Source organism: Paraburkholderia sp. FT54, assembly GCF_031585635.1.
GTDB lineage: Bacteria > Pseudomonadota > Gammaproteobacteria > Burkholderiales > Burkholderiaceae > Paraburkholderia.
The window spans coordinates 2,772,431-2,794,567 of record NZ_CP134196.1 but is presented as its reverse complement, the minus strand read 5'-3'; the positions used below and the strand labels follow the sequence as shown (position 1 = coordinate 2,794,567).

18 protein-coding genes are annotated in these 22,137 nt (G+C 63.8%); 12 read left to right on the top strand and 6 right to left on the bottom strand.

Annotated features, from left to right (window positions below; translation table 11 throughout):
• Positions 1 to 52: 52 nt before the first annotated feature.
• The 9 genes from trpB (at position 53) to RI103_RS32095 (ending at position 10,270) form a co-directional block, all read left to right on the top strand.
• Positions 53 to 1,246 (top strand): tryptophan synthase subunit beta, encoded by a 1,194-nt coding sequence (gene trpB, locus RI103_RS32135; protein ID WP_310816755.1) that lies wholly within the window; start codon positions 53 to 55, stop codon positions 1,244 to 1,246.
• Between the two features lie 11 nt (positions 1,247 to 1,257).
• On the top strand, positions 1,258 to 2,163 hold the full coding sequence (locus tag RI103_RS32130; protein WP_310816754.1) for a site-specific DNA-methyltransferase: 906 nt from the start codon (positions 1,258 to 1,260) through the stop codon (positions 2,161 to 2,163).
• 50 nt (positions 2,164 to 2,213) lie between these two features.
• Positions 2,214 to 3,026, top strand: coding sequence for a tryptophan synthase subunit alpha (gene trpA, locus RI103_RS32125; protein WP_310816753.1), 813 nt, complete (start codon positions 2,214 to 2,216; stop codon positions 3,024 to 3,026).
• Positions 3,027 to 3,106: 80 nt separating this feature from the next.
• Entirely contained in the window at positions 3,107 to 3,979 is an 873-nt protein-coding gene (accD, locus tag RI103_RS32120) for an acetyl-CoA carboxylase, carboxyltransferase subunit beta (protein ID WP_012428630.1), read from the top strand.
• A gap of 308 nt (positions 3,980 to 4,287) precedes the next feature.
• On the top strand, positions 4,288 to 5,598 hold the full coding sequence (gene folC / locus RI103_RS32115) for a bifunctional tetrahydrofolate synthase/dihydrofolate synthase (protein WP_310816752.1): 1,311 nt from the start codon (positions 4,288 to 4,290) through the stop codon (positions 5,596 to 5,598).
• Positions 5,599 to 5,627: 29 nt separating this feature from the next.
• A complete protein-coding gene (locus RI103_RS32110; RefSeq protein WP_310816751.1) occupies positions 5,628 to 6,566 on the top strand; it encodes an SPOR domain-containing protein in 939 nt (312 codons plus the stop codon).
• A gap of 7 nt (positions 6,567 to 6,573) precedes the next feature.
• Entirely contained in the window at positions 6,574 to 7,068 is a 495-nt protein-coding gene (locus RI103_RS32105) for a CvpA family protein (protein WP_310816750.1), read from the top strand.
• Positions 7,069 to 7,230: 162 nt separating this feature from the next.
• Positions 7,231 to 8,781 (top strand): amidophosphoribosyltransferase, encoded by a 1,551-nt coding sequence (gene purF, locus RI103_RS32100; protein ID WP_132383644.1) that lies wholly within the window; start codon positions 7,231 to 7,233, stop codon positions 8,779 to 8,781.
• A gap of 298 nt (positions 8,782 to 9,079) precedes the next feature.
• Positions 9,080 to 10,270, top strand: a complete 1,191-nt coding sequence (locus RI103_RS32095; RefSeq protein WP_310816748.1) for an O-succinylhomoserine sulfhydrylase — start codon at positions 9,080 to 9,082, stop codon at positions 10,268 to 10,270.
• Between the two features lie 155 nt (positions 10,271 to 10,425).
• Here the strand turns inward: RI103_RS32095 and RI103_RS32090 are convergent, their stop codons facing one another.
• Both RI103_RS32090 and RI103_RS32085 read right to left on the bottom strand, forming a co-directional pair.
• Positions 10,426 to 11,205, bottom strand: a complete 780-nt coding sequence (locus RI103_RS32090) for an AraC family transcriptional regulator (protein ID WP_310816746.1) — start codon at positions 11,203 to 11,205, stop codon at positions 10,426 to 10,428.
• A gap of 32 nt (positions 11,206 to 11,237) precedes the next feature.
• A complete protein-coding gene (locus RI103_RS32085; protein WP_027803023.1) occupies positions 11,238 to 11,579 on the bottom strand; it encodes an FKBP-type peptidyl-prolyl cis-trans isomerase in 342 nt (113 codons plus the stop codon).
• 185 nt (positions 11,580 to 11,764) lie between these two features.
• Between RI103_RS32085 and RI103_RS32080 the strand changes: the two genes are divergently transcribed.
• From RI103_RS32080 to RI103_RS32070, 3 genes are all read left to right on the top strand, one after another.
• A complete protein-coding gene (locus tag RI103_RS32080) occupies positions 11,765 to 12,586 on the top strand; it encodes a HAMP domain-containing sensor histidine kinase (RefSeq protein WP_310816743.1) in 822 nt (273 codons plus the stop codon).
• 94 nt (positions 12,587 to 12,680) lie between these two features.
• The gene (locus RI103_RS32075; protein ID WP_310816742.1) at positions 12,681 to 14,024 is read left to right on the top strand and encodes a hemolysin family protein; all 1,344 of its coding nucleotides are present in this window, start codon (positions 12,681 to 12,683) and stop codon (positions 14,022 to 14,024) included.
• A gap of 105 nt (positions 14,025 to 14,129) precedes the next feature.
• Positions 14,130 to 14,852: a sulfite exporter TauE/SafE family protein gene (locus RI103_RS32070; RefSeq protein ID WP_310816740.1), complete on the top strand. Its 723-nt coding sequence runs from the start codon at positions 14,130 to 14,132 to the stop codon at positions 14,850 to 14,852.
• 19 nt (positions 14,853 to 14,871) lie between these two features.
• On the opposite strand, the gene RI103_RS32065 is transcribed toward RI103_RS32070, so the two are convergent.
• The 4 genes from RI103_RS32065 to treZ form a co-directional block, all read right to left on the bottom strand.
• Positions 14,872 to 15,000: a hypothetical protein gene (locus RI103_RS32065; protein WP_310816738.1), complete on the bottom strand. Its 129-nt coding sequence runs from the start codon at positions 14,998 to 15,000 to the stop codon at positions 14,872 to 14,874.
• Between the two features lie 122 nt (positions 15,001 to 15,122).
• Positions 15,123 to 17,981 carry a malto-oligosyltrehalose synthase gene (gene treY / locus RI103_RS32060; protein ID WP_310816737.1) on the bottom strand — a complete coding sequence of 953 codons (2,859 nt, stop codon included), beginning with the start codon at positions 17,979 to 17,981 and terminating at the stop codon, positions 15,123 to 15,125.
• On the bottom strand, positions 17,978 to 20,194 hold the full coding sequence (gene malQ, locus RI103_RS32055) for a 4-alpha-glucanotransferase (protein WP_310816736.1): 2,217 nt from the start codon (positions 20,192 to 20,194) through the stop codon (positions 17,978 to 17,980). The genes treY and malQ overlap by 4 nt, the downstream gene beginning before the upstream one ends.
• Entirely contained in the window at positions 20,191 to 22,113 is a 1,923-nt protein-coding gene (gene treZ, locus RI103_RS32050) for a malto-oligosyltrehalose trehalohydrolase (protein WP_310816734.1), read from the bottom strand. The genes malQ and treZ overlap by 4 nt, the downstream gene beginning before the upstream one ends.
• Between the last annotated feature and the right edge of the window lie 24 nt (positions 22,114 to 22,137).

Genomic DNA, 22,137 nt, shown 5'->3' with positions numbered 1-22,137 from the left:
CGGCGGTTGTCTCGAACGAGAGCCGCGCGCCACACTGAGAAGAGTGATCACCATGTATAACTTGCCTGACGAAAGGGGCCATTTCGGCCAATTTGGCGGCGTGTTCGTCGCTGAAACGCTGGTTCACGCGCTCGACGAGCTGCGTGAGGCGTACGATAAATATAAGAAAGACCCGGAATTCGTCGCTGAATACGAGCGCGAACTAAAGTACTTTGTCGGCCGCCCGTCGCCCATTTATCACGCTCAGCGCTGGAGCGAAATGCTCGGCGGCGCGCAGATTTTCTTCAAGCGCGAAGACCTGAATCACACCGGCGCGCACAAGGTCAACAACGTGATCGGGCAGGCACTGCTTGCCAAACGCATGGGCAAACCGCGTGTGATCGCGGAAACCGGCGCCGGTCAGCACGGCGTGGCCACGGCGACTATCGCCGCGCGCTTCGGTATGGAGTGCGTGGTCTATATGGGCGCCGAGGACGTGCGTCGCCAGGCCGCCAACGTGTACCGCATGAAACTCCTCGGCGCGACCGTCGTGCCGGTCGAATCCGGCTCGCGGACCTTGAAGGACGCCCTGAACGAAGCCATGCGCGACTGGGTCACCAACGTCGAAAGCACGTTTTACATCATCGGCACGGTGGCGGGACCGCATCCTTACCCGATGATGGTGCGCGACTTCCAGCGCGTGATCGGCGACGAATGCAAGGTGCAGATGCCTGAACTGGTCGGCCGTCAGCCGGATGCGGTGATTGCATGCGTTGGCGGCGGTTCGAACGCGATGGGCATCTTTTACCCGTATATTGACGACACTTCGGTGAAATTGATCGGCGTCGAAGCTGCCGGTGATGGCATCGAATCCGGCCGGCATGCAGCTTCTCTGATCGGCGGAAGTCCCGGCGTGCTGCACGGCAACCGCACGTATCTGCTTCAGGATGAAAACGGTCAGATCATCGAGACCCATTCGGTGTCGGCGGGCTTGGATTACCCGGGCGTCGGTCCTGAACACGCATGGCTAAAAGAAAGCAAACGCGCGGAATATGTCGGCATCACCGACGAAGAAGCGCTCAAGGCGTTCCACGATTGCTGCCGCATAGAAGGCATCATTCCGGCGCTGGAATCCAGCCATGCACTCGCCTACGCGGCGAAACTCGCGCTGACGCTGCCGAAGGACAAATACCTTCTGGTCAATTTGTCGGGCCGCGGCGACAAGGACATGCATACGGTCGCTGAGCGATCGGGCATCCAGTTCTGAGCGCCGCGACGATGCGTGACGAGTTCGACGAGCCGCAGCCGGCAATAGAAACCACGCCGGCCGCCAATGTACCGGCGGCCGAAGCGCCTGCATCGCTGTTGCCGCAGGTGCCTGCCGGCATTCGGCTGTTGAACCGCGATTTTCTGACCGATGTGGCGAACATTCCCAACGGATCGATCGACCTGATCGTGTGCGATCCGCCTTACGGCCTCGGCAAGGATTATGGCAACGACTCAGATATGCGAACAGGCGAAGACTTTCTCGCCTGGACGCGTGGCTGGCTCGAACTGGCTATTCCGAAGCTCAAGCCGTCGGGTTCGCTCTACATTTTCTGCACGTGGCAGTACGCACCGGAAATCTTCAGTTTCCTGAAGACAAAACTCACGATGATCAACGAAATCATCTGGGACCGGCGTGTACCGAGCATGGGCGGTACAGTGCGCCGGTTCACTTCGGTGCACGACAACATCGGCTTTTTCGCGGTGTCGAAGGATTACTTCTTCGATCTTGATCCCGTCCGCATCCCGTACGATGCCGCCACGAAGAAGGCGCGTTCGCGTAAATTGTTCGAAGGCAGTAAGTGGCTCGAGGTTGGCTATAATCCAAAGGATGTCTGGTCGGTATCGCGGCTGCATCGGCAACATGCCGAGCGCGTCGCGCATCCCACCCAGAAGCCTCTGGAAATCGTCGAGCGGATGGTGCTGGCAAGTTGTCCGAAGGGCGGCCGCGTGCTCGACCCGTTCATGGGCAGCGGCACCACTGCAGTCGCTTGCGCCCGTCAGCAGCGCGAATTCGTCGGCTATGAGATCAATGAAAGTTACTGCGCGATCGCGCGCGAACGCGTCAGCGCGGCTGCCGCTCCGCCCGTAGCGCGTCGGGTCAAAGCCAAAACTCAACGGCAGACTGAAGTGCAATGAACAACGTGCAATAAGCACGCTGCGCAGTAACCCAAATCCGAGAATATTCCATGTCCCGTATCAAGAACACGTTTGCTGCGCTGTCCGCCCAGGGTAAGAAAGGCCTGATTCCGTTCATGACGGCCGGCGACCCGGACCCCGCACGCACGGTCGAATTCATGCATGCGCTCGCCGCCGGCGGCGCGGATGTGATCGAACTCGGCGTGCCGTTTTCCGACCCGATGGCCGATGGCCCGGTGATCCAGCAGTCGTCCGAACGCGCGCTGGCGCATGGCGTATCGCTGCGTCACGTGATCGCAGACGTCAAGCGCTTTCGCGAAACCAACGACACCACGCCGGTGGTGCTAATGGGCTACGCCAACCCGATCGAACGCATGGGCACCGAAGCCTTTGCGAAAGCCGCGAAGGAAGCTGGGGTGGATGGCGTGCTGGTGGTCGATTATCCGCCGGAAGAGTGTGCTAACTTCGCCGAACAGATGCGATCTGCGGGTATCGATCCAATTTTCTTGCTGGCACCCACGTCTACGGACGAGCGCATCGCCGAAGTCGGCAAAATCGCCAGCGGCTACGTCTATTATGTGTCGTTAAAAGGCGTGACCGGAGCGGCAAATCTGGACGTTTCCAGCATCGCGAGTAAAATCCCGGCCATCAAGTCGCGCGTTCCCCTGCCGGTGGGCGTCGGTTTCGGTATCCGCGACGCGCAAACCGCGCGTTTGGTGGCCGAAGTGTCCGATGCCGTCGTGATCGGCAGCCGTATCGTGCAATTGCTCGAACAGGCGGCGCCTGAAGCCGCTGCCGAGACGCTCACGCGTTTCGTCGCTGACGTGCGCGAGGCGCTGGATAGCGTCGCGACTGTCCGATAACAGTTATTTTTGTCTTCTGTAGTGTGAGCGGCGGGCTTGTCCCGCCGTTCGCGCGATCGTAGACCCGAGAAGGATTCAATATGAGCTGGCTCGACAAACTGCTGCCGCCGAAAATCAAACAAACCGACCCGAAGAACCGCAAGGGGATTCCGGAAGGCCTGTGGATCAAGTGCCCGTCGTGCGAAGCCGTGCTGTACCGCAACGACGTTGAGGCCAATCTGCATGTTTGCCCGAAGTGCGACCATCACATGCGCATCGGCGCGCGTGAGCGGCTCGACGGCCTGCTCGATCCGGAAGGCCGCTACGAAATCGGCCAGGAAATCGTCCCGGTCGACGCGCTCAAGTTCAAAGACAGCCGCAAGTACCCGGACCGCCTGAAAGAGGCAATGGACGACACCGACGAAACCGACGCGATGGTCGTCATGGGCGGTGCGATTCATACGCTGCCGGTGGTGGTGGCCTGCTTCGAGTTTTCGTTCATGGGCGGCTCGATGGGTTCGGTGGTCGGCGAGCGCTTCGCGCGCGGCGCGCAGAACGCGCTCGAACAGAAAGTGCCGTTCATCTGCTTTACCGCTTCGGGCGGCGCGCGGATGCAGGAAAGCCTGCTCTCGCTGATGCAGATGGCCAAGACAACGGCCATGCTCACGAAGCTCGCCGAAGCCAAGCTGCCGTTCATCTCCGTGCTGACCGATCCGACCATGGGCGGCGTGTCGGCCAGTTTCGCGTTCCTCGGCGATGTGGTGATCGCGGAGCCGAAGGCGCTGATCGGTTTTGCCGGCCCGCGCGTGATCGAGCAGACCGTGCGCGAGAAACTACCGGAAGGCTTTCAGCGCGCCGAGTTCCTGCTGACGAAGGGCGCGATTGACATGATCGTCGACCGTCGCAAGCTGCGTGAAGAACTCGCGCAATTGATGGCGCTGCTGAGCCATCAGCCGGCTGATGCCGTCGCGTAAGCAGGCACCGCCGTCAACCGTCGTCGCGCTTGCTCAAACGCGGCGGACGTCAGAAAAGCAGTAAAAATAGCGCGCCGCGTGAGTGATCAAGCGGCGCGCTGTCATTTCCGGGATAATCACCGTCTCGCAATGTGGCGCCGGTTGCGGACGAAGCCAGCGCAGGCGAGCGCGGTTTGCGCGCATAAAGTGGCTGCCGGACCAGGCTCTGGCCGCAGCCGCAGCCGCAGCCGCAGCCGCAGCCGCAGCCGAGCGCTCCGCTCCGCGCCCATTCGCAACACTGCCTAATCGATTGACTCGCGATTCACCCGATGACCACATTTCCCACCCTCGACGCGTGGCTCACGCACCTTGAATCCGCGCATCCGGTCGGCATCGACATGGGTCTGGCCCGCATTAGCCAGGTGCGCGACGCGATGCAACTGTCGTTCGCGTGTCCGGTCATCACGGTCGGCGGCACGAACGGCAAGGGTTCCACGTGCGCGATCCTCGAATCGATTCTGTTACGCGCCGGGTTCACGGTCGGCTGTCACACGTCGCCGCATTTGCTGACGTTCAACGAGCGCGCGCGGGTGAACGGCGAAATGGCGAGCGACGCCGATCTGCTGCCGCATTTCCAGGCCGTCGAAGCCGCGCGCCTGAGCCTCGCCGAGCCGGTCACGCTGACCTACTTCGAATTCACGACGCTGGCGATCATGAGTCTGTTCGCTTCGCGCGGACTGGACGCCGTGATTTTCGAAGTCGGCCTGGGCGGCCGCCTCGACGCGGTCAATATCCTCGATACGGATTGCGCGATCATCACCAGCATCGATATCGATCACACGGAGTATCTCGGCGACACGCGCGAGAAAATCGGCTTCGAAAAGGCGGGCATTTTCCGTCCGGGCAAGCCGGCGATCTGCGCGGATCCGGTGCCGCCGCAATCGCTGATCGATTACGCTGAAAAAATCGGTGCCGAACTGTGGCTATTCGGCCGCGATTTCCGCTACGAGGGCCAAGCCGGCAGCGAGCGCCAGCAATGGAGCTACGTCGGCCCGACCATGCGGCGCTCGGCGCTGGCCTACCCGGCGCTGCGCGGAGCGAATCAGTTGATCAACACGTCGGCGGCGCTCGCCGGTCTCGAAGCGCTGCGTGAGCGCTTGCCGGTGTCGGCGCAGGACATCCGCCTCGGGCTCGCCAACGTGGAATTGCCGGGGCGCTTCCAGGTGTTGCCAGGCAAGCCCGCGATTGTGCTGGATGTCGGCCACAATCCGCACGCGGCCGCGGTGCTGGCGCAAAACCTCGGCAACATGGGTTTCTTTCCCTACACCTACGCGGTGTTCGGCGCGATGCGCGACAAGGACATCGCCGGCGTACTGGCACACCTGAGAGGCGAGATCGATCATTGGTGCGTGACCGATTTGCCCACACCGCGGGCGGCTTCGGCGGAAGAACTCGAAGCGGCCTTGCGCGAGCAGGGCGTGGACGAGGGCGCCGACAGCAGCGTGACGCGCTACGCCACGCCGGCAGAGGCTTTCCAAGACGCGCTAAAACGAGCGTCAGAGAATGATAGAATCGTGGTTTTCGGCAGTTTCTATACGGTAGCAGGCGTGATGGCCTACCGTAAATCGCAGCAACACTGAACGGGCGCCAGGCTCGAACCAAGCGATTCATGGGAATTTTCTCGTTCGGCAAGAAAGACGACGCGCCTACCCGGCGCGGCGCAAATACCAGTTCCACCCGGCCCGCCCGTGGCGAGCGCGTGGAGCGGCGAACCCGCCGCACGGAGCGCACCGTCGACGCCGATGCGATGCTGCTCGACCCTACGCTGCCGGAAAAGCAGCGTGCGCGTCGCCGCCTCGTCGGCGCGATCGCGATGGTCGTCGCGGCGGTCGTCATTCTGCCGATGGTGCTGGACTCGCACCCCAAGCCGGTCACAGACGACATCTCCATCGACATTCCGAACCGACCCGCGCCGAAGCTCGCTAAAGCCGAGGTGGACACACAGGCCGGCGTAGCACCCGATAACCCTGCAGCGCCAGACGCGGCACTCGCCGCATCGGGTCTTGCGTCGGCAACGGCAGCAAGGCAAGGCCAGTCCGCCGCCACGAAGCAATCGAGCGCGGAAATGAACGCAGCAGCTTCCGCAGCCAAGCCGGCGGCCAAGCCGCAAGCACCGTCAATCGCGGCCAACACCGCGCCGGCAACGCCAACAGCGCCCGTAGCGCCTGCCAGGCCGGCGGCGAAACCGCCAGTCACGCATAACGCCGCGACCGCCCCGGCGCCGACCGCTCAGGCGCCAAGCTCCGACGACACGAACACGGCCGCCAGCGCGGACGCGAATTCCGGCACGCCGGCTTCGCCGCCGGGCAGCCGTTTCGCCGTGCAGCTCGGCGCCTTCGCGAACGACGCCAACGCGCGCAATTGGGCCGCCAAGTTGAAAGCGGCGGGTGTGCCCGCATATACCGAACATCGAAAGCAGGCTGACGGCTCCACGCTCACGTTGCTGCGTGCCGGCCCGTTCGCCGACCGTGCAGCGGCAAGCGCGGCCATCGCAAAGGTTCGCGAGGCTGGCTTGACGTCGGGCGCGAACAGCGGCGCCGCACAGTAAGCGAGCGATGTTCACTGCCTTCGACTACGCTGTAATGGCGGTGATCGGTTTGTCAGCGCTGCGCGGCACATGGCGCGGGTTTCTGTCGGAGATATTCGGGCTGATCGGCTGGATTGCGGCGTTCTTCATTGCTTGCCGCTTTGTCGGTTACGTCGTGCCGCATATCCCGTCCAGTTGGCCGGGCGGCACGTTGACGCAGTGGCTGCTGGCCTTCGCGCTGGTGGTGGTCGGTGTGGTGCTGGTGGCGAGCGTGCTGAACGCCCTTTTGAGCCGCATCGTGCAGGCAACCGGCTTGAGCGGCGTGGACCGCTCGCTCGGTTTGATGTTCGGCCTCGTGCGCGGGGTCATTCTGGTGCTGATTCTGGTCGCCCTGGCTGGCTTGACCGAACTGCCCCAACAGGAATTCTGGCGCAACGCCTTGCTTCGGCCCTATGCGGTCGAGGGCGTGCACGTAATGAAACCGCTGCTTCCCGAGACGCTTGCTGCTTACGTCCGAGTGTGACGATCAGGCGAGCGGAGCGAGAACTGCAGCAGGACACCGGCGCAAACCGGCTGCCTTTACGTTCGGTCGCGTAGCTTCGCGAACGCCCCGAAGGAAGTCCCTCGGGACACCATCGCAGGCAGCGGCCGCCATGACGAATTTCGTACCTTTGAAGGACATGCCATGTGCGGCATCGTAGGCGTAGTTTCCCACTCTCCGGTCAATCAACTGATCTATGACAGCCTGCTGCTCCTGCAGCACCGCGGTCAGGACGCAGCCGGCATCGCGACAGCGAACGGCAGCAATTTCCACATGCACAAGGCCAACGGCATGGTGCGCGACGTGTTCCGCACGCGCAACATGCGCAGCCTGCCCGGCACGACCGGGATCGGCCAGGTCCGCTATCCGACCGCCGGTTCCGCATCGAGCGAAGAAGAAGCCCAGCCGTTCTACGTGAATGCGCCGTTCGGCATCATCCTCGCGCACAACGGCAATCTGACCAACTGGCAGCAGCTGAAAGATGAGATGTTCCGCATCGATCGCCGCCACATCAACACCAATTCCGACACGGAAGTCATGCTCAACGTGCTCGCGCACGAATTGCAGCTTTCCAGCTCGGGTCTGCAACTCGATCCGGCCGCGCTGTTCAAGGCCGTGTCAGGCGTGCATCGCCGGGTGCGCGGGTCGTACGCGATCGTGTCGCTGATCGCCGGCTACGGTCTGCTGGGCTTCCGTGACCCGTTCGGCATCCGTCCGCTGTGTCTCGGCAAGCAGGAAACGGCGGAAGGCGTCGAGTGGATCCTGGCGTCGGAATCGGTGGCGATCGAAGGTATCGGCTTCGAGTTCGTGCGCGACGTGGCGCCGGGCGAAGCGATCTTCATCGACATCGAAGGCAATCTGCATTCGCAGCAATGCGCCACGAACCCGAGCCTGAACCCCTGCATTTTCGAACTCGTTTACCTCGCGCGTCCGGACTCGGTGCTCGACGGCGTGCCGGTCTACAACGTGCGTCTGCGCATGGGCGATTACCTCGCCGAGAAGATCAAACGCGAGCTGCCCGACGTTCCGATCGACGTCGTGATGCCGATTCCCGATTCGTCCCGTCCGGCCGCGATGCAGGTCGCGAAGAAGCTGGGCGTGGAATACCGCGAAGGCTTCTTCAAGAACCGTTACGTCGGCCGTACCTTCATCATGCCGGGCCAGGCCGTGCGCAAGAAGTCGGTGCGCCAGAAGCTGAACGCCATGGGCATCGAGTTCAAGGGCAAGAACGTACTGATCGTCGACGACTCGATCGTGCGCGGCACCACGTCGCATGAAATCGTGCAGATGGCGCGCGACGCCGGCGCGAACAAGGTGATCTTCGCTTCGGCGGCGCCGCCGGTGAAGTTCCCGAACGTCTACGGCATCGACATGCCGACGCGCGGTGAACTCGTCGCCCACGGCCGCTCGGACGACGAAGTCGCGCGCATGATCGGCGCGGACCACCTCGTCTATCAGGACGTCGACGCGCTCAAGCAGGCAGTGCGCGATATCAACCCGGCGCTGAAGGAATTCGAAGCGTCGTGTTTCGACGGGAACTACGTGACCGGCGACGTCACCACGGAGTACCTCGACCGCATCGAAACCGCGCGTCTCGCACCGTCCTCGCAATCGGACCGCGACGCTGCGAGCGAAGCGATCGACGGCGGCGCGCCGGCTCGTTCGCAATTGCATCTGCAATTGTCGGTGGGTTGAACGACGCAGCTCCCGGCAAGGCACGCTGCACGCCGCGCCGGGAGCGTGTTAGCATGACGGCTTGCGTCGATTTGAACTCAGCTTGCGGACGCGGGGCAACCCGAAACAGCTAAAGCGAATGGTGGAAAAGCCGCATTCATCTACCTCCGCTCCAGCTTTTCCCCGCACATGAAGCCCGCTTATGCCGACGCAAAAGCGGGCTTTTTTGTTGCTGCCGTTCGGCTTGATACGCTCAGCTCATTTGATCTGAGCCGCGTACGCCGAACGCAGCCATGAAACATTGGAAACCAGAACCAACATGGACGACTCCCTGAACTTCGATACGCTGGCAGTCCGCTCGGGCACGGTGCGCAGCGACTTCAACGAACATTCGGAAGCGATTTTCCTGACTTCGAGCTTCGTGTTCGAGAGCGCCGCCGACGCCGCCGAAAAATTCAAGAATTCCGAAGACAACTACACCTACTCGCGCTTCACGAACCCGACCGTCTCGATGTTCCAGGAACGTCTCGCCGCGCTCGAAGGCGGTGAAGCCTGCATGGCGACGGCGTCGGGCATGGCGGCGATCATGTCGGTGGTGATGTCGGCGTTGCAAGCGGGTGACCATCTGGTCAGCTCGCAGGCGCTGTTCGGCTCGACGCTCGGCATGTTCTCGCAGATCTTCAGCAAGTTCGGCATCACGACGACGTTCGTCGATCCCACCAATCTCGACGCGTGGAAAAACGCCGTGCGCCCCGAGACGAAGATGTTCTTCCTCGAGACGCCGTCGAATCCGCTAACCGAAGTCGCCGACATCGAAGCGATCAGCAAGATCGCCAAGGCTGCGAATGCACTGTTCGTGGTCGACAACTGTTTCTGCAGCCCGGCCTTGCAACAACCGCTGAAGCTCGGCGCCGACGTCGTGATGCATTCGGCCACCAAGTTCCTCGACGGTCAGGGCCGCGTGCTCGGCGGCGCGCTGGTCGGCTCGAAGCAGTTCATCATGGAAAAGGTGTTCCCGTTCGTACGCAGCGCCGGGCCGACGTTGTCCGCGTTCAACGCATGGGTGTTGCTCAAGGGCATGGAAACGCTGTCGCTGCGCGTTGAAAAGCAGTCGGCGAATGCGCTTGAAATCGCGCGCTGGCTCGAAACGCATCCGTCTGTGAATCGCGTGTTCTATCCGGGGCTGGAATCGCATCCGCAGCATGCGCTGGCCATGCGTCAGCAGAAGTCGGGCGGCGCGATCCTCTCGTTCGAACTGAAGGGCGACACGCCTGAGCAGATGCGCGCGAACGCATGGCGCGTGATCGACAGCACGAAGATCTGCTCGATCACCGGCAACCTCGGCGATACGCGCACCACGATCACGCATCCGGCGACGACCACGCATGGTCGCGTGACGCCGGAAGCGCGCGCGGCAGCGGGCATCAGCGAAGGCTTGATCCGTCTTGCAGTCGGTCTGGAAAACGCCGGCGATATTCGCGGCGATCTCGAGCGCGGCCTGGCGGGTTGAGCGAGAGTTTGAGCGAACGCTCGAACAAAAACGTGAGGCAGGACAAGCGGGCCGCTCCGTTCAGGCGGCTCGCGCAACGAAGCTCAGTGCAGTCCGGCCGTGCAATAACGCCATGCGGCGAGACTCAGCGCGATGAAGCCTGGCGCCGTGAAAACTTAGTGGCGCAGCGCGCGCCACTGACCGGGCGCCAGCCCGAAACGCCGCGTGAATGCGTGCGTGTAGGCGCTCTGATCGCCGAAGCCGATGTCCAGCGCGATATCGGTCAACGAAAGGCGCGGATCCGCGAGCAGCGTGATTGACGTATCGAGCCGCAGACGCTGCAAGTAACGATGCGGCGTCTCGCCGAAGGCCTCGATAAAAAGCTGATGAAAGCGCCGCATGCCGAAGCCGCAATGCGCGGCGAGATCGGCGATCCGCAAAGGCTCCGACAAATGCGCGCGCAACCAGCGGTCGATCCGCGCAAAGTCGAGACCGGCGCCGGCTGCGAACGTGCCGGCCGTGGTGCCCGCGTCCGCCACTAACGCTGCGCCGAGGCGCGCGGCGGCGTCCCAATGAAAACGTCGTGTGTCCAGATCGTTGCCGAGAGCGCCGCCGGTAGCGTGTGCCGCGATGCGATACACGAGCTGCGTCAGCGAGGTGTCGATCGTCACGGCCCGGGCGCGGTCGAACAGGCGTTCCGGCACGGCCAGCGACGCGGCCGGCAAATCCAGCACCAACTGCCGGTTTTCACCGACGCCAGCGTAATCGTGCCGCGCGCCCGCCGGAATGAGCCAGGCGGAGGTGGCGTCGATCTGTTGCGCGACGCCGTTCACCGCCATCACCATCGCGCCGTCGAGCCCGAGCACGACCTGGTGAAAGTCGTGCACGTCCGACGCTTCGATCGCGCCGTAGCGGCGCAGCGACACGCTAGGAGCGGTGAGGGCAGCGTGGCTCATCGACGGTGCGCAGTGACAGTGCAGCGGAAATCTTAAACGCCGAGCAATTCGACTTCGAACACGAGCGTTGCGTTCGGCGGAATCACGCCGCCCGCGCCGCGCACGCCGTAGCCGAGTTGCGGCGGGATGGTCAGTTTGCGCGTGCCGCCGACCTTCATGCCTTGCACGCCTTCGTCCCAGCCCTTGATGACCATGCCGCCGCCCAGCACGAAAGCGAACGGGTCATTGCGGTCCTTGCTCGAGTCGAACTTCTGGCCATCGGTCAGCCAGCCGGTGTAGTGCACGCTGACGGTCTTGCCGGCCACCGCTTCGGCACCCGTGCCTTCAACGATGTCTTCATACTTCAAGCCGGATTCGGTAGTCACAGTCGACATGTGTCGCTCCTCAGGTCAAAAACGTAAAACCGACATTGTAGGCGTGTTGGCGCCGCATGCCGAGGATTGCCGCGTGGCACGTGGATTGCGTGCCTGTTGGCCGTCCGGCCAGGCTGGTCGCGCCGGACGTCGTGCCTATAATGGGGCTTCTTTCATCATCATGCACCGCCTGAGAGGGCTCGATCGTGACAACGTCTTCAACCGGAGCTGCCGGCGACAAGCCGGTGCTTTCCGGCTTCGCCGTATCCGAACGCACGGCGTATCTGCGTGCGGAAACCGCGCTGTTCATGCGTGACCATGTGCTTTCGCTGGTGTCGCACGACCTGCGCGGTCCGTTGAATGCCATTCACAGCTGGGCGTACGTGCTGGAGCGCAAGCTCGACTCAAACGACCCCAACTCGCAGCGCGCTGTCACTGGCATTCGCAATGGCGTGGACCAGCAGGTCAAGCTGCTCGAGACAGTCGTCGACGCCACGCGCGCCGAAACCAAATCGCTGGCGCTCACCCATGCGTCATTCCCGCTGCATCCGTTGCTCGATGAAACCGTGGACGAAGTCCGCTCAGGCCTCGCTCGCACGCGCGGCGTGGAAGTCACGCTCGACTCGCAACTCGCCACCGAGCAGCTCAACGGCGACCGCGAGCGCCTCGCTGCCGCGCTGTGGCTGATGCTGACCTTCGCGGTCGAAACGAGCGCCGAGGGCGCTACGGTCGCTCTGTCCACGAAAGCCGATACGAGCGCGTGGCACGCCAGCGTCGCGTACGACACGAACAGCGCCGCGTTGGAAGATCCCGCCTTGCCCCATGTGCTCGAAGCGTTTGCCCGCAAGCAGGCGCGCCAGCCGCGCGAAGCGAAACGGATTGCGTGGGTGCTGGCGCTGTGCAAGCGCGTTGCGGAAGCGCATGGCGGCAGTTTCGAGCAAGGCGAAGCGAAGGGCAGCGAAGCAACCGGCAACAACGCGGCCACACTCGCGCTACGCATACCGCTGAGCGCAACAGCAGCCAAGTGAACGGTTCGACTCGGCCACTTCGTTTGCGCGATTCAGATTTCACCGAGCTTTCACCCTCTATACTGACAACTTTTTGTTGCCGGAGCCTTTCGCTTTGATCCAGGTCGTCGCCCTTATCGGTGCCTTGTTTCTCGTTGCCCTCAACGGTTTTTTTGTCGCTGCTGAGTTCGGTCTGGTCAAACTGAGGCAGACGCGCGTGCAAAGCCTGGCCACCAAACATGGCATGCGCGGGCGTCTGCTCGGCAAGGTGCACGGACGCCTCGACGCGTATCTGTCCGCCTGTCAGCTCGGCATTACGCTGGCGTCGCTCGGGCTCGGCTGGATCGGTGAGCCCGCGTTCGCGGAACTGCTCACGCCGCTTTTCAACCTGCTCGGCGTGGAATCGGAGAAACTGATCCACGGCATTTCGCTGTTCTTCGCGTTCTCGTGCATTTCGTTCCTGCATATCGTGGTGGGCGAGCTGGCGCCGAAGTCGCTGGCGATTCGCGAGGCGGAGAAGGTCTCGCTATGGGCCGCCACGCCGTTGTACGGCTTTTACTGGGCCATGTATCCGGCGATCTGGGTGCTCAATACGAGCGCCAACACGGTGCTCAAACTCGCAGGGCTCGACGCCGATCATGGCCACGATTCGCACTACTCCACCGACGAGCTCAAGCTGATCCTGCGCGGCCGCCGCGCCAACGTCGCCACGGAATTGGGTTCGCCGGATGGCGCCTACAGCCAGGACGAGTGGAACACCATCGCGCACTCGCTGGATTTTTCGCGCATGACCGTGTCGGACCTCATGCGTCCAGCCTACGAAATGATCGGCTTGCGGCGCGATCTGCCGTTACGCGAAAACATGCAGGTGGTGGCGCGGCATCGCTTCAGCCGCTATCCACTGTTCGAAGACGCGTCCGGCGAACGCGTGGCCGGCATGATCCATTTGAAGGACCTGCTGCTGGCCCGCCATGCGGGCAGCACGCTCGACGATCTGTCCAGATATGCCCGCCCCGTGCAGTACGTGAAGCCCGAGATGCCGGCGCTCGAACTGTTTCGCCGTTTCCGCAAGGGTGCCCCGCATTTTGCGCTGGTCGGCCACAAACGGGAGAAGCCGATCGGTTTCCTGACGCTCGACAATCTGCTCGGCGCACTGGTCGGCCAGATCCACGACGAGTTCCGTCAGGGCGACGCCGACTGGACGCGTATGGACGACGGCACCCTGATGGGCAAGGGCAGCTTGCCGGTGGTGTCGCTGGAGCGCGCGTTGGGGATCGACATCGACGAAGGCAAGGCCGAATCTGTCGGCGGCCTCGTGATTCAGGCGCTCAACGATCTGCCCACCGAAGGGCAGCGAGTCGAGTTCGACCGCTTCGACGTCGTGGTCAAGAAAATGAAAGGGCCGCGTATCGTGCTCGTGCGGGTCTATCCAAAAACCTTCGATGACGAAGGTGGTTGAGCCGCGATAGCGCAGCCCCTGATTCCGCCTTCCGCTGACCGAGTTCAGTGAAGCGCGCTGCAACCCGCCGCAGGTAGAATTGCCGTCCACACCATTGGGGGCGACATGGGATATCTGTTGGTGCTGTGCGTCGGGTTGCTGGCCGGCACGTTGAGCGGCGTGGTCGGCACCGGCTCGTCGATGATGCTGATGCCTGTGCTCGTCATGCTGTTCGGTCCGCAGCAGGCGGTGCCGATCATGGCGATTGCCGCGATCATGGGCAACTTCGGCAAAGTGCTCGCCTGGTGGCGCGAAATCGATTGGCGGGCATGCGGCGCCTACTGCGTGACCGCCGTGCCGGGCGCGGCGCTGGGTGTGCGGACGCTGCTTGCCTTGCCGCCGCATGCCGTCGAAATTGCGTTGGGTCTGTTCTTCGTCGCAATGGTGCCCACGCGGCGCTGGCTCGCGCGCCGGGACATCAAGTTCTCTTTGTGGCAACTTTCGCTGATCGGCGGCGTGGTGGGTTTTCTCACCGGGATTGTCGTGTCGACCGGACCGATCACGGTGCCCGTGTTCATGTCCTATGGCCTCGTAAAGGGCGCTTTTCTCGCGACCGAAGCGGCGGGCTCCTTGACCGTCTATGCCGCCAAAGTCGCGGTCTTCAATCATTTCGGCGCGTTGCCTTTGCATGTGGTGATCGACGGCTTGATCACCGGCTCCGCGTTGATGATCGGCTCGTTTGCGGCGCGCTCCATCGTGATTCGCATGAGTCCCTCGACCTTCAAACTGGTCGTCGACGGCTTGATGCTGTCTTCGGGGCTTTCGCTATTGTGGGCAGCGGGGCGCTAATCAGGCTCGATCGAACGGCCTAACCGACAGACACCTGAAACACCCGCTGATAATTTCCCCCGAGAATCGCGCCCACTTCTTCGGGGGAAAATCCGGCACGCAGCAGCGCGCTGGCCAGATCGGGCAACTGCTCGTAGCTGCGGAACACGTTCGGTCTTGGAGACCACAGCGCAGCAGTTCCGCGCAATGGCGCCTCACTTCGGAGAGCCCACAAAAAAGGCGGTCAAAGCGCGTACGCTCTAGCCGCCTTCGCCCAGGAGATCCAGAAGATCAACTGCGTGGCACGCCGTCCTCCACTAGCAGTGCGATCGGCATTGCGCCCAACGCATCGCGCAGATACAGCAGGCCGTTTTCATCGACCTTCGGCGCAGCAGGACTCAGCCAGTCGAACAGCGCCCTCGCGGACAGATCGGACGGCATTTCCAGCGCCGTGTCCGCCCATTTCGCGGGATCGACCATCGGCAGATCGTTTTGGTCGCCGAGCAAGCCCGCCGCGAGCCGGCTCGCCACCACCACTGCCCACGCATTGCCATGCCGCCGCGCAAACGCGATCACATTCGACGCGTGCTTACCGCGCACGGCAAGCGGCAGATACGCGCTTTGACTCAGCAATTCCGGCAAATGCGCCCGCAATGCGAGCACGCGCTGCACCACCGCGAGCTTCACGCGTCCATCGCGCCAGTTCGGCAGGAATTCCGACGGCGGGGTCTGCACGAGCCACGCCTCACGTTTGGCGAAATCGACGGGCCGGCGGTTGTCCGGATCGACCAGACTGAAGTCCCACAACTCGGTGCCCTGATAAAGATCTGGAATCCCAGGCGATGCCAGCCGCAACACGGTCTGTTGCAAGCTATTGAGCGCGCCGGCGCGGCCGATTCGTGCGACGAACGCCGACAACTCCTTCAGGAAGCCATCGCGCCGCTGCGGCGCCAGAATGTCGAACAGGAAATCGCGGCAGCCGGCTTCGTACGCTTCGTCAGGCGCGAGCCAGTTGGTTTGCAGTTTGGCTTCGCGCAATGCCTTCAACTGCCATTGCGCGACGCGTTCGGCCAGTTCCTTCACGCCGGCTTCGTCGTCCGGTTGCAGATCGGGCGGCCAGCAGCCCACCAGCGTCTGATAGAGCATCGCTTCGGCGGCGGGGCCGGGCGCCCAGTCGTAACTCGTGTCCTGGCCGACGCTGCTGATCGGCGTGCCGTCGAGCGCACGACGATGCGGCGCATTCAACGTGGACCAGGCGCGCAACGTCGCGCTCCAGTCTTGCGCGATCTCGCTCAACACAGCGAGCCGCGCGCGCACGTCCTCGCCACGTTTGTGATCGTGCGTGGCCGTCGCGAGCATGGCGTGAGGGAAGCGCTGCGAGCGCTCCAGGTTGCCCGCATGAAACTGCTCGACCGATAACGCGAACTCGCCTGGGTCCGAGCCGACTTCATTGCGCGACAACAGCCGGCCATAGCGATAGCACGCCGTGTCCTCGACCGCCTTCGCGGCGACCGGCGCGCTCAACTGTGAAAACAGCGTCTGCGCGGTGCGTCGCGCGGAACCGGCATGGCTCGGCGGCGCGCCGTTCTGGCCTTGCTGCGGCGGCGCACCGGTTCGTCCCGTTGGCGCTTCTTCGGCGGTGCCGCCGAGCCACGCGTTCACGCGATCGAGCGCGACAAGGTCCGCGCGCGAAAGCGTGTGTCTCGCGCCTTCTAAAGCCTGCTCGAAATAAACGTTATCCGCCGCGCTGCGCAAACCGTTCTGCGGATAGATTCGATACACCGGAAAATGCACGACCAGTTCGGTCAGCACACGCCGCAGCGTGGTGAACGTGAAATCGCGCGTGGTCAGCGAATCGCGGGCAATGCGATGCAACGCACGCGCCGCGCGGTCGAGTTCCGCCGAGAGGTTTTCCGCGAGAATCTTGCGGCGCGCAGCCAGGGCTTCGTCGGCAAAGCGCGGGCTGCGTCCGGTCAGTTCGGCCCACGTTTGCGCGAGCGGGTCGGCGCCGGCCGGATCGTGCAGCAGCGCGCCGACGTCGCTCATGAAATCGTAGCCGGTGGTGCCGTCCACGGGCCAATCGTCGCGCAGCGGTTCACCGCGGCCGAGAATCTTCTCGACCACCACATACGGCGCGGTGTCGCGCAGTTCCGTGAGACGCTGCCGCAAACGCTGACAGTATTCACGCGGCTCGGCGAGGCCGTCGACATGATCGATCCGCAGGCCGTCCACCACGCCTTCCTGGTACAGACGGAAAGGCAGCGCATGCACGGCCTCGAACACTTCGGGCCGTTCCACACGCACGCCGGCGAGCGTCGAGATGTCGAAGAAACGCCGCCAGTTCACTTCGTCGGACGCGGTGCGCCACCACGCGAGGCGGAAGTGTTGCCGTTCGATCAGCCGATGCAGGCGATCACGCGCCGCCGGGTCGTCAGGCGCGTACGCCCGCAGCGCGATCTCGATCGGCGAGCCACCGTTTTGCGCGACGAACTCGCGCAGCATGTCACGGCCTTCGGCGGCGCGCGGATGATCGGTGGGCTGCGTCGTGAGCCCGTGGAAGCGCTCGGCGAGGGCGTTGAGATCGGGGCGGTCGGCGCTTTGCAGGATCGACGCGTAATCGGTCGGGCACACCGGAAACACGTGCGGGCCGTAGCCGATATAAAAACGCCCGATGTCGGCGGCGAAATTCAGCGCGATGCGGCCCGCCGCGAGTTCCTCGCCATATGGCGCACCGAGCGTGGGCAGCAGCACCTTGCCGCGCAAGGCCGGGTCGGGCGAATGCCAGTCCACGTCGAAATGGCGCGCATAGGCGCTGTGACGTCCCCATTCGAGGATATCGAGCCACCACGCGTTGCTGGCGCCGCCCACACCCATATGGTTCGGCACCGTGTCGATGATCAGCCCCATGTCATGCGCGCGCAGTTTGTCGACGAGGCGCTTCAGGGCCGCTTCGCCGCCGCATTCGGCGCTGACCTGGGTGTAGTCGACGGTGTCGTAGCCGTGCATCGAACCCGGCTCGGCCGTCGTGATGGGCGACGCGTACACGTGGCTGATGCCGAGCGCGGCGAAGTAGTCGACGTGCTTCGCGGCATCGTCGAAGGTGAAGCCTCGATGGAACTGGAGGCGAAGCGTGGAGCGCGGGACGGTCATGGCGTATCAGGCTCCGAAGAAGCGTTGGAAGAAGGCACTGAAGCGGTCGCGGCGCGGCGCGCGCGATCGACCGCGAGCAGACGGTCGCAGAACGCGTCGTTCTCGAACAGTTCGTCGATCGGCAAGCTCACGCGGCGCCGCCAGTTCGGATGCTCGTCGATCGAGCCGGGCAGATTCGGCTGTTCGACTTGCGCGAGCAGATCCTCGAGCGGAAACGTCACCAGCGGACCGGGCGTGGCGGCGACGAACGCGAGCGCTTCGTCCACGGGCGCACTGCCGGGCGGCGGCGCAACGACGTCGGGCGCGGCCACGCCCGCTTGCTGGAAGGCTCGCCACAACTCGGCGCGATCTTTCGCGCGCTCTTCCTGGGCGGCTTCCTCGGGATCGCGGCCGTCGGCGCGCGCCATCGTCTGGCCGATCTTGTTGCGCCACGTGATGTCGCTGCCTCGCCACCATCCGGCGATGGTCGGCAGATCGTGCGTCGTCGTGGTGCCGACCGCATTGCGGTCCCAGGCGGAAGGCGGCTTGAATCCTTTGCCGTCGGGCGCGGCCTCGAACCACAGCACGCGAATACCGTCGATGCCGTGCTCCTCGAGTCGCTCGCGAAAGCCAGGCGGCACGGTGCCGAGATCTTCGCCGATCACAATCGCGCGATACCGCCACGATTCGAGCGCGATCAAACGCAGCAGGTCTTCGAGCGGGTAGCGCAAATACGCGCCGTTACGCGCGCTTTCGCCTTCGGGCACGAGCCACAGCCGCCGCAAGCCGAGAATGTGATCGATGCGGATGCCGCCGGCATGGGCGAACGCCGCGCGCAGCATGTCGATGAACGCGGAAAAGCCCTGCGTGCGCATGGCGCGCGGCGAGAAGGTGGTGAGTCCCCATGCCTGGCCGGCCTGGTTGAACAGGTCCGGCGGCGCGCCGACCGATACGCCTTGCAGCATGTCGTCGCGATACGACCAGGCGTGACTGCCGGCGCTATCGCATCCCACCGCGAGATCGGCGATCAGGCCGACGGCCATGCCGGCATCGCGCGCCGCGTGCTGCGCGTGCGACAAACCCTTGGCGGCCAGCCATTGCAGAAACAGATGGAAATCGACCTCGTGACGATTGGCTTCGGCGAAGGCTTCGACTTCCGGGCTGCGCGGATCGCGTAACGCTTCGGGCCAGTTGCGCCAATGTCCGTTGCCGCCTTGTTGCGCGAGTTGCGCCGCCTGGAGCGCTTCGAAACGCGCGTGATCTTCGAGCGCGCGTCCGGCGCGTTCGCAGAAGCCGTGAAATTCCAGCGCGCGCGGCGAATTCTGCGCGCGTTCGTGCGTGCAGAAATGCTCGTATAGCTTGCGCAAGACTTTCAGCTTCAGCACGACCGCGTTCGGCCAGTCGATCAACGGCAGGCCTTCGAGTTTCGACCAGGCGTCGCCGGCTTGCGCGGCTTCGATGGCGGCGTGTGCCGCCTCCGCGCCGAACACGGCGGCGGGGTCGATATGGGTGACGTTCAACCACAAACGCGACGACGGCGAATATGGGCTGAAGCGTGCCGGCTCCGCGCTGAACATCGCGTGAGTCGGGCTGACGGCGAGCGCGTGCGCGCCGCGCTTCGCGCTTTCGAGGGCGATTTGCGTGAGCGCCGAATAGTCGCCGATGCCGCCGTCGCCGATACGGCGCAAGCCATACAACTGCGCGGCGACGCCCCACAGCGGCGGCGCAGGCGTGTGGCTGCCACTGCCGCCGCCGTCGTCGTGCAGCGTGCGCCAGGCGTCGGCGACCGTATAGCAGCGCGGCGGCGCCACGGCCAGCGTCACGCGTTGGTCGTTGATCACGAGCGTGTGATAGCCGGGTTCGTCGATCGGTGCGAGCAAGGCCTCTTCGCCTTTGGGCGCGGTGAAGCGGCCGTCGATGATCGAGCCGCTTTCGAGTTCGATCCGGTAATGGCTGCCCGATTTGATCGCCGCGACGGACAAGGCAATGCCCCGGCCGACTTCCGCGGTCATCAGCGGCGGGAGTTTGCGGCCCGACAATTCGGCTTCCAGAACGGCCGCGCTCTGGCGGATTTGCGTGGCGTTGCCACATGGCAAACCCATTCGTTCGAGCAGCGCGGCCAGCGTCTTCTCAGGCACGTGTTGGGTCGTGCGGTGCGCATCCTGCCACTCCACCTCGAAGCCGGCGCGCGAGGCAAGAGTGAGGATCGTGTCGTGAGGGCGTCGGGTAGTCACGCGTGGCGCTCCTGTTGTCCAGCGATGCGGGCATCGTGGCCGATGGCATAGTCGCTGACGTCGCCGGTCACCCACGCGACGAACGCGTATGCCGGCAGCACCTTGACGTCGATCTGTTCGCGCACGCGCGGCGGCGTTTCGAAAATCACTTTGCCAGCGGGAATTTCGTTGCACGCCACGTTCTCTTTCGAGAGATTCAACGCGACCGACAACGTCTCACCGTCACAGAGTTTCCAGCGCGCAATTAGCGCATTGGCGTCGCCGCCGTTCGCCGCGGTCAGCACGGTCACGCCGCACGACTTGCTATGTGGCAGGCGCGGCGTGATCAGCTTGGCGCGCACGGCCAGCGCGGATTTGTAGAAATGCATCCAGTCGAGGCGGTCTTTCGCTTCATCGCTGTCCTGCTTCGGCACTTCGTGCGCCGCCGGCGGCGACGATGCCGCGAACGTCTTCACGTCGTTCGGATCGGGAATCTGCGCGCGGCGTTTCTCATCGGTGAACGACGAGAAGCGTGCGAATTCGCGGCGCCGCCCCTCGCGGACCGCGTCGGCGAGATCGCCGGTGTAGTCGGTGAAAAACAGGAACGGTTGCGTCGAGCCGTATTCCTCGTCCATGAAGAGCAGCGGAATTTGCGGCGACAACAGCAGCAGACCGGTGGCGGCACGCAACGCATCGTCCGAGGTCAGTTTGCGCAGACGCTCGCCGAACGCGCGATTGCCGATCTGATCGTGGTTCTGCAGGAACATCACGAAAGACGTGGGCGGCAGATGCCCGCTCGCTTCGCCGCGCGGCGCGCCGTCGTGAATCGGCGACGGGTCGCCCTGATACGCGAAACCTTCCGACAGCACGCGCGCGAGACGCTGAATCGGCTGATCTTCGTACGCGTGGTAGTAGCCTTCCGATTCGCCGGTCAGCAGCACGTGCAAGGTGTTGTGCGCGTCGTCGTTCCACTGCGCGTCGAAATGCGTTTCCAGCAGGCTCGCGCTGTTGTGCTCGTTTTCCAGCACCAGATGCACATGCCGGCCATGCTGCACTTTCGCGCGAATATGGACGGACAAATCGCGCAGCCACGCATGGTTGTCGATGGCATGCACCGCATCGAAACGCAGCCCGTCGAGCCGGTATTCGTTGATCCAGTAGACGGCGTTATCCGTGAAGAAGTCGCTCACTTCACTGCGCGCGAAATCGATCGCCGGGCCCCACGGCGTGTGCGTGCCTTCGCGGAAAAACGAGCGGGCGTATTCGTGCAGATAATTGCCGTCCGGGCCGAAGTGGTTGTAGACCACATCGAGAAACACCATGAGGCCGAGACCGTGCGCGGCATCGACCAGCGCCTTAAGTTCTTCCGGCCGGCCGTAAGCGGAGTCGGGCGCATACGGCAACACGCCGTCATAGCCCCAATTGTGCTTGCCGGGAAAGTCGTTCAGCGGCATCAACTCGATGGCCGTGACGCCGAGCGCGGCGAGTTCCGGCAGGCGCTTGCGCACGCCCGCATAACCGCCCATTGCGCCGACGTGCAACTCGTACAACACCGTTTCTTCCCAAGGCCGGCCATGCCAGGTCGTGTGCTCCCAACGGTACGCGCGCGGGTCGATGACTTCGCTCGGCCCGTGCACGTCTTGCGGCTGGAAGCGCGACGCCGGATCGGGCACCGCGTGCTCGCCGTCCAGCCGGAAGCGGTACAGCGTGCCCGCGCCGCCGTCGACGCTCGCTTCGAACCAGCCGTTGCCGGCAGGCGTCATGTCGTGCGCGCCTTGGGCGGGTCCGTTTTCGATTTCCACCTGAACGTGCTGGCAGGAAGGCGCCCAAAAGCGAAACCGCGTGCGCGGTTTCGTGCCCGTCGCGCCTAGCAACTGCGCGCCGAACGGCAAACAATGCGCGTGATGATGCGCATGAGGATCAATCGGACTTTCGGACATAATTCGTCACCATTCAGTTTTGCT

Coding starts and splice junctions, on each gene's coding strand:
- RI103_RS32090 (WP_310816746.1), bottom strand. CDS start 11,205: ATGAGCCACGCTGCCCTCACCGCTCCTAGCGTGTCGCTGCGCCGCTAC.
- treZ (WP_310816734.1), bottom strand. CDS start 22,113: ATGTCCGAAAGTCCGATTGATCCTCATGCGCATCATCACGCGCATTGT.
- RI103_RS32095 (WP_310816748.1), top strand. CDS start 9,080: ATGGACGACTCCCTGAACTTCGATACGCTGGCAGTCCGCTCGGGCACG.
- accD (WP_012428630.1), top strand. CDS start 3,107: ATGAGCTGGCTCGACAAACTGCTGCCGCCGAAAATCAAACAAACCGAC.
- RI103_RS32130 (WP_310816754.1), top strand. CDS start 1,258: ATGCGTGACGAGTTCGACGAGCCGCAGCCGGCAATAGAAACCACGCCG.
- trpA (WP_310816753.1), top strand. CDS start 2,214: ATGTCCCGTATCAAGAACACGTTTGCTGCGCTGTCCGCCCAGGGTAAG.
- folC (WP_310816752.1), top strand. CDS start 4,288: ATGACCACATTTCCCACCCTCGACGCGTGGCTCACGCACCTTGAATCC.
- trpB (WP_310816755.1), top strand. CDS start 53: ATGTATAACTTGCCTGACGAAAGGGGCCATTTCGGCCAATTTGGCGGC.
- RI103_RS32085 (WP_027803023.1), bottom strand. CDS start 11,579: ATGTCGACTGTGACTACCGAATCCGGCTTGAAGTATGAAGACATCGTT.
- RI103_RS32105 (WP_310816750.1), top strand. CDS start 6,574: ATGTTCACTGCCTTCGACTACGCTGTAATGGCGGTGATCGGTTTGTCA.
- RI103_RS32110 (WP_310816751.1), top strand. CDS start 5,628: ATGGGAATTTTCTCGTTCGGCAAGAAAGACGACGCGCCTACCCGGCGC.
- RI103_RS32070 (WP_310816740.1), top strand. CDS start 14,130: ATGGGATATCTGTTGGTGCTGTGCGTCGGGTTGCTGGCCGGCACGTTG.
- purF (WP_132383644.1), top strand. CDS start 7,231: ATGTGCGGCATCGTAGGCGTAGTTTCCCACTCTCCGGTCAATCAACTG.
- treY (WP_310816737.1), bottom strand. CDS start 17,981: ATGACCGTCCCGCGCTCCACGCTTCGCCTCCAGTTCCATCGAGGCTTC.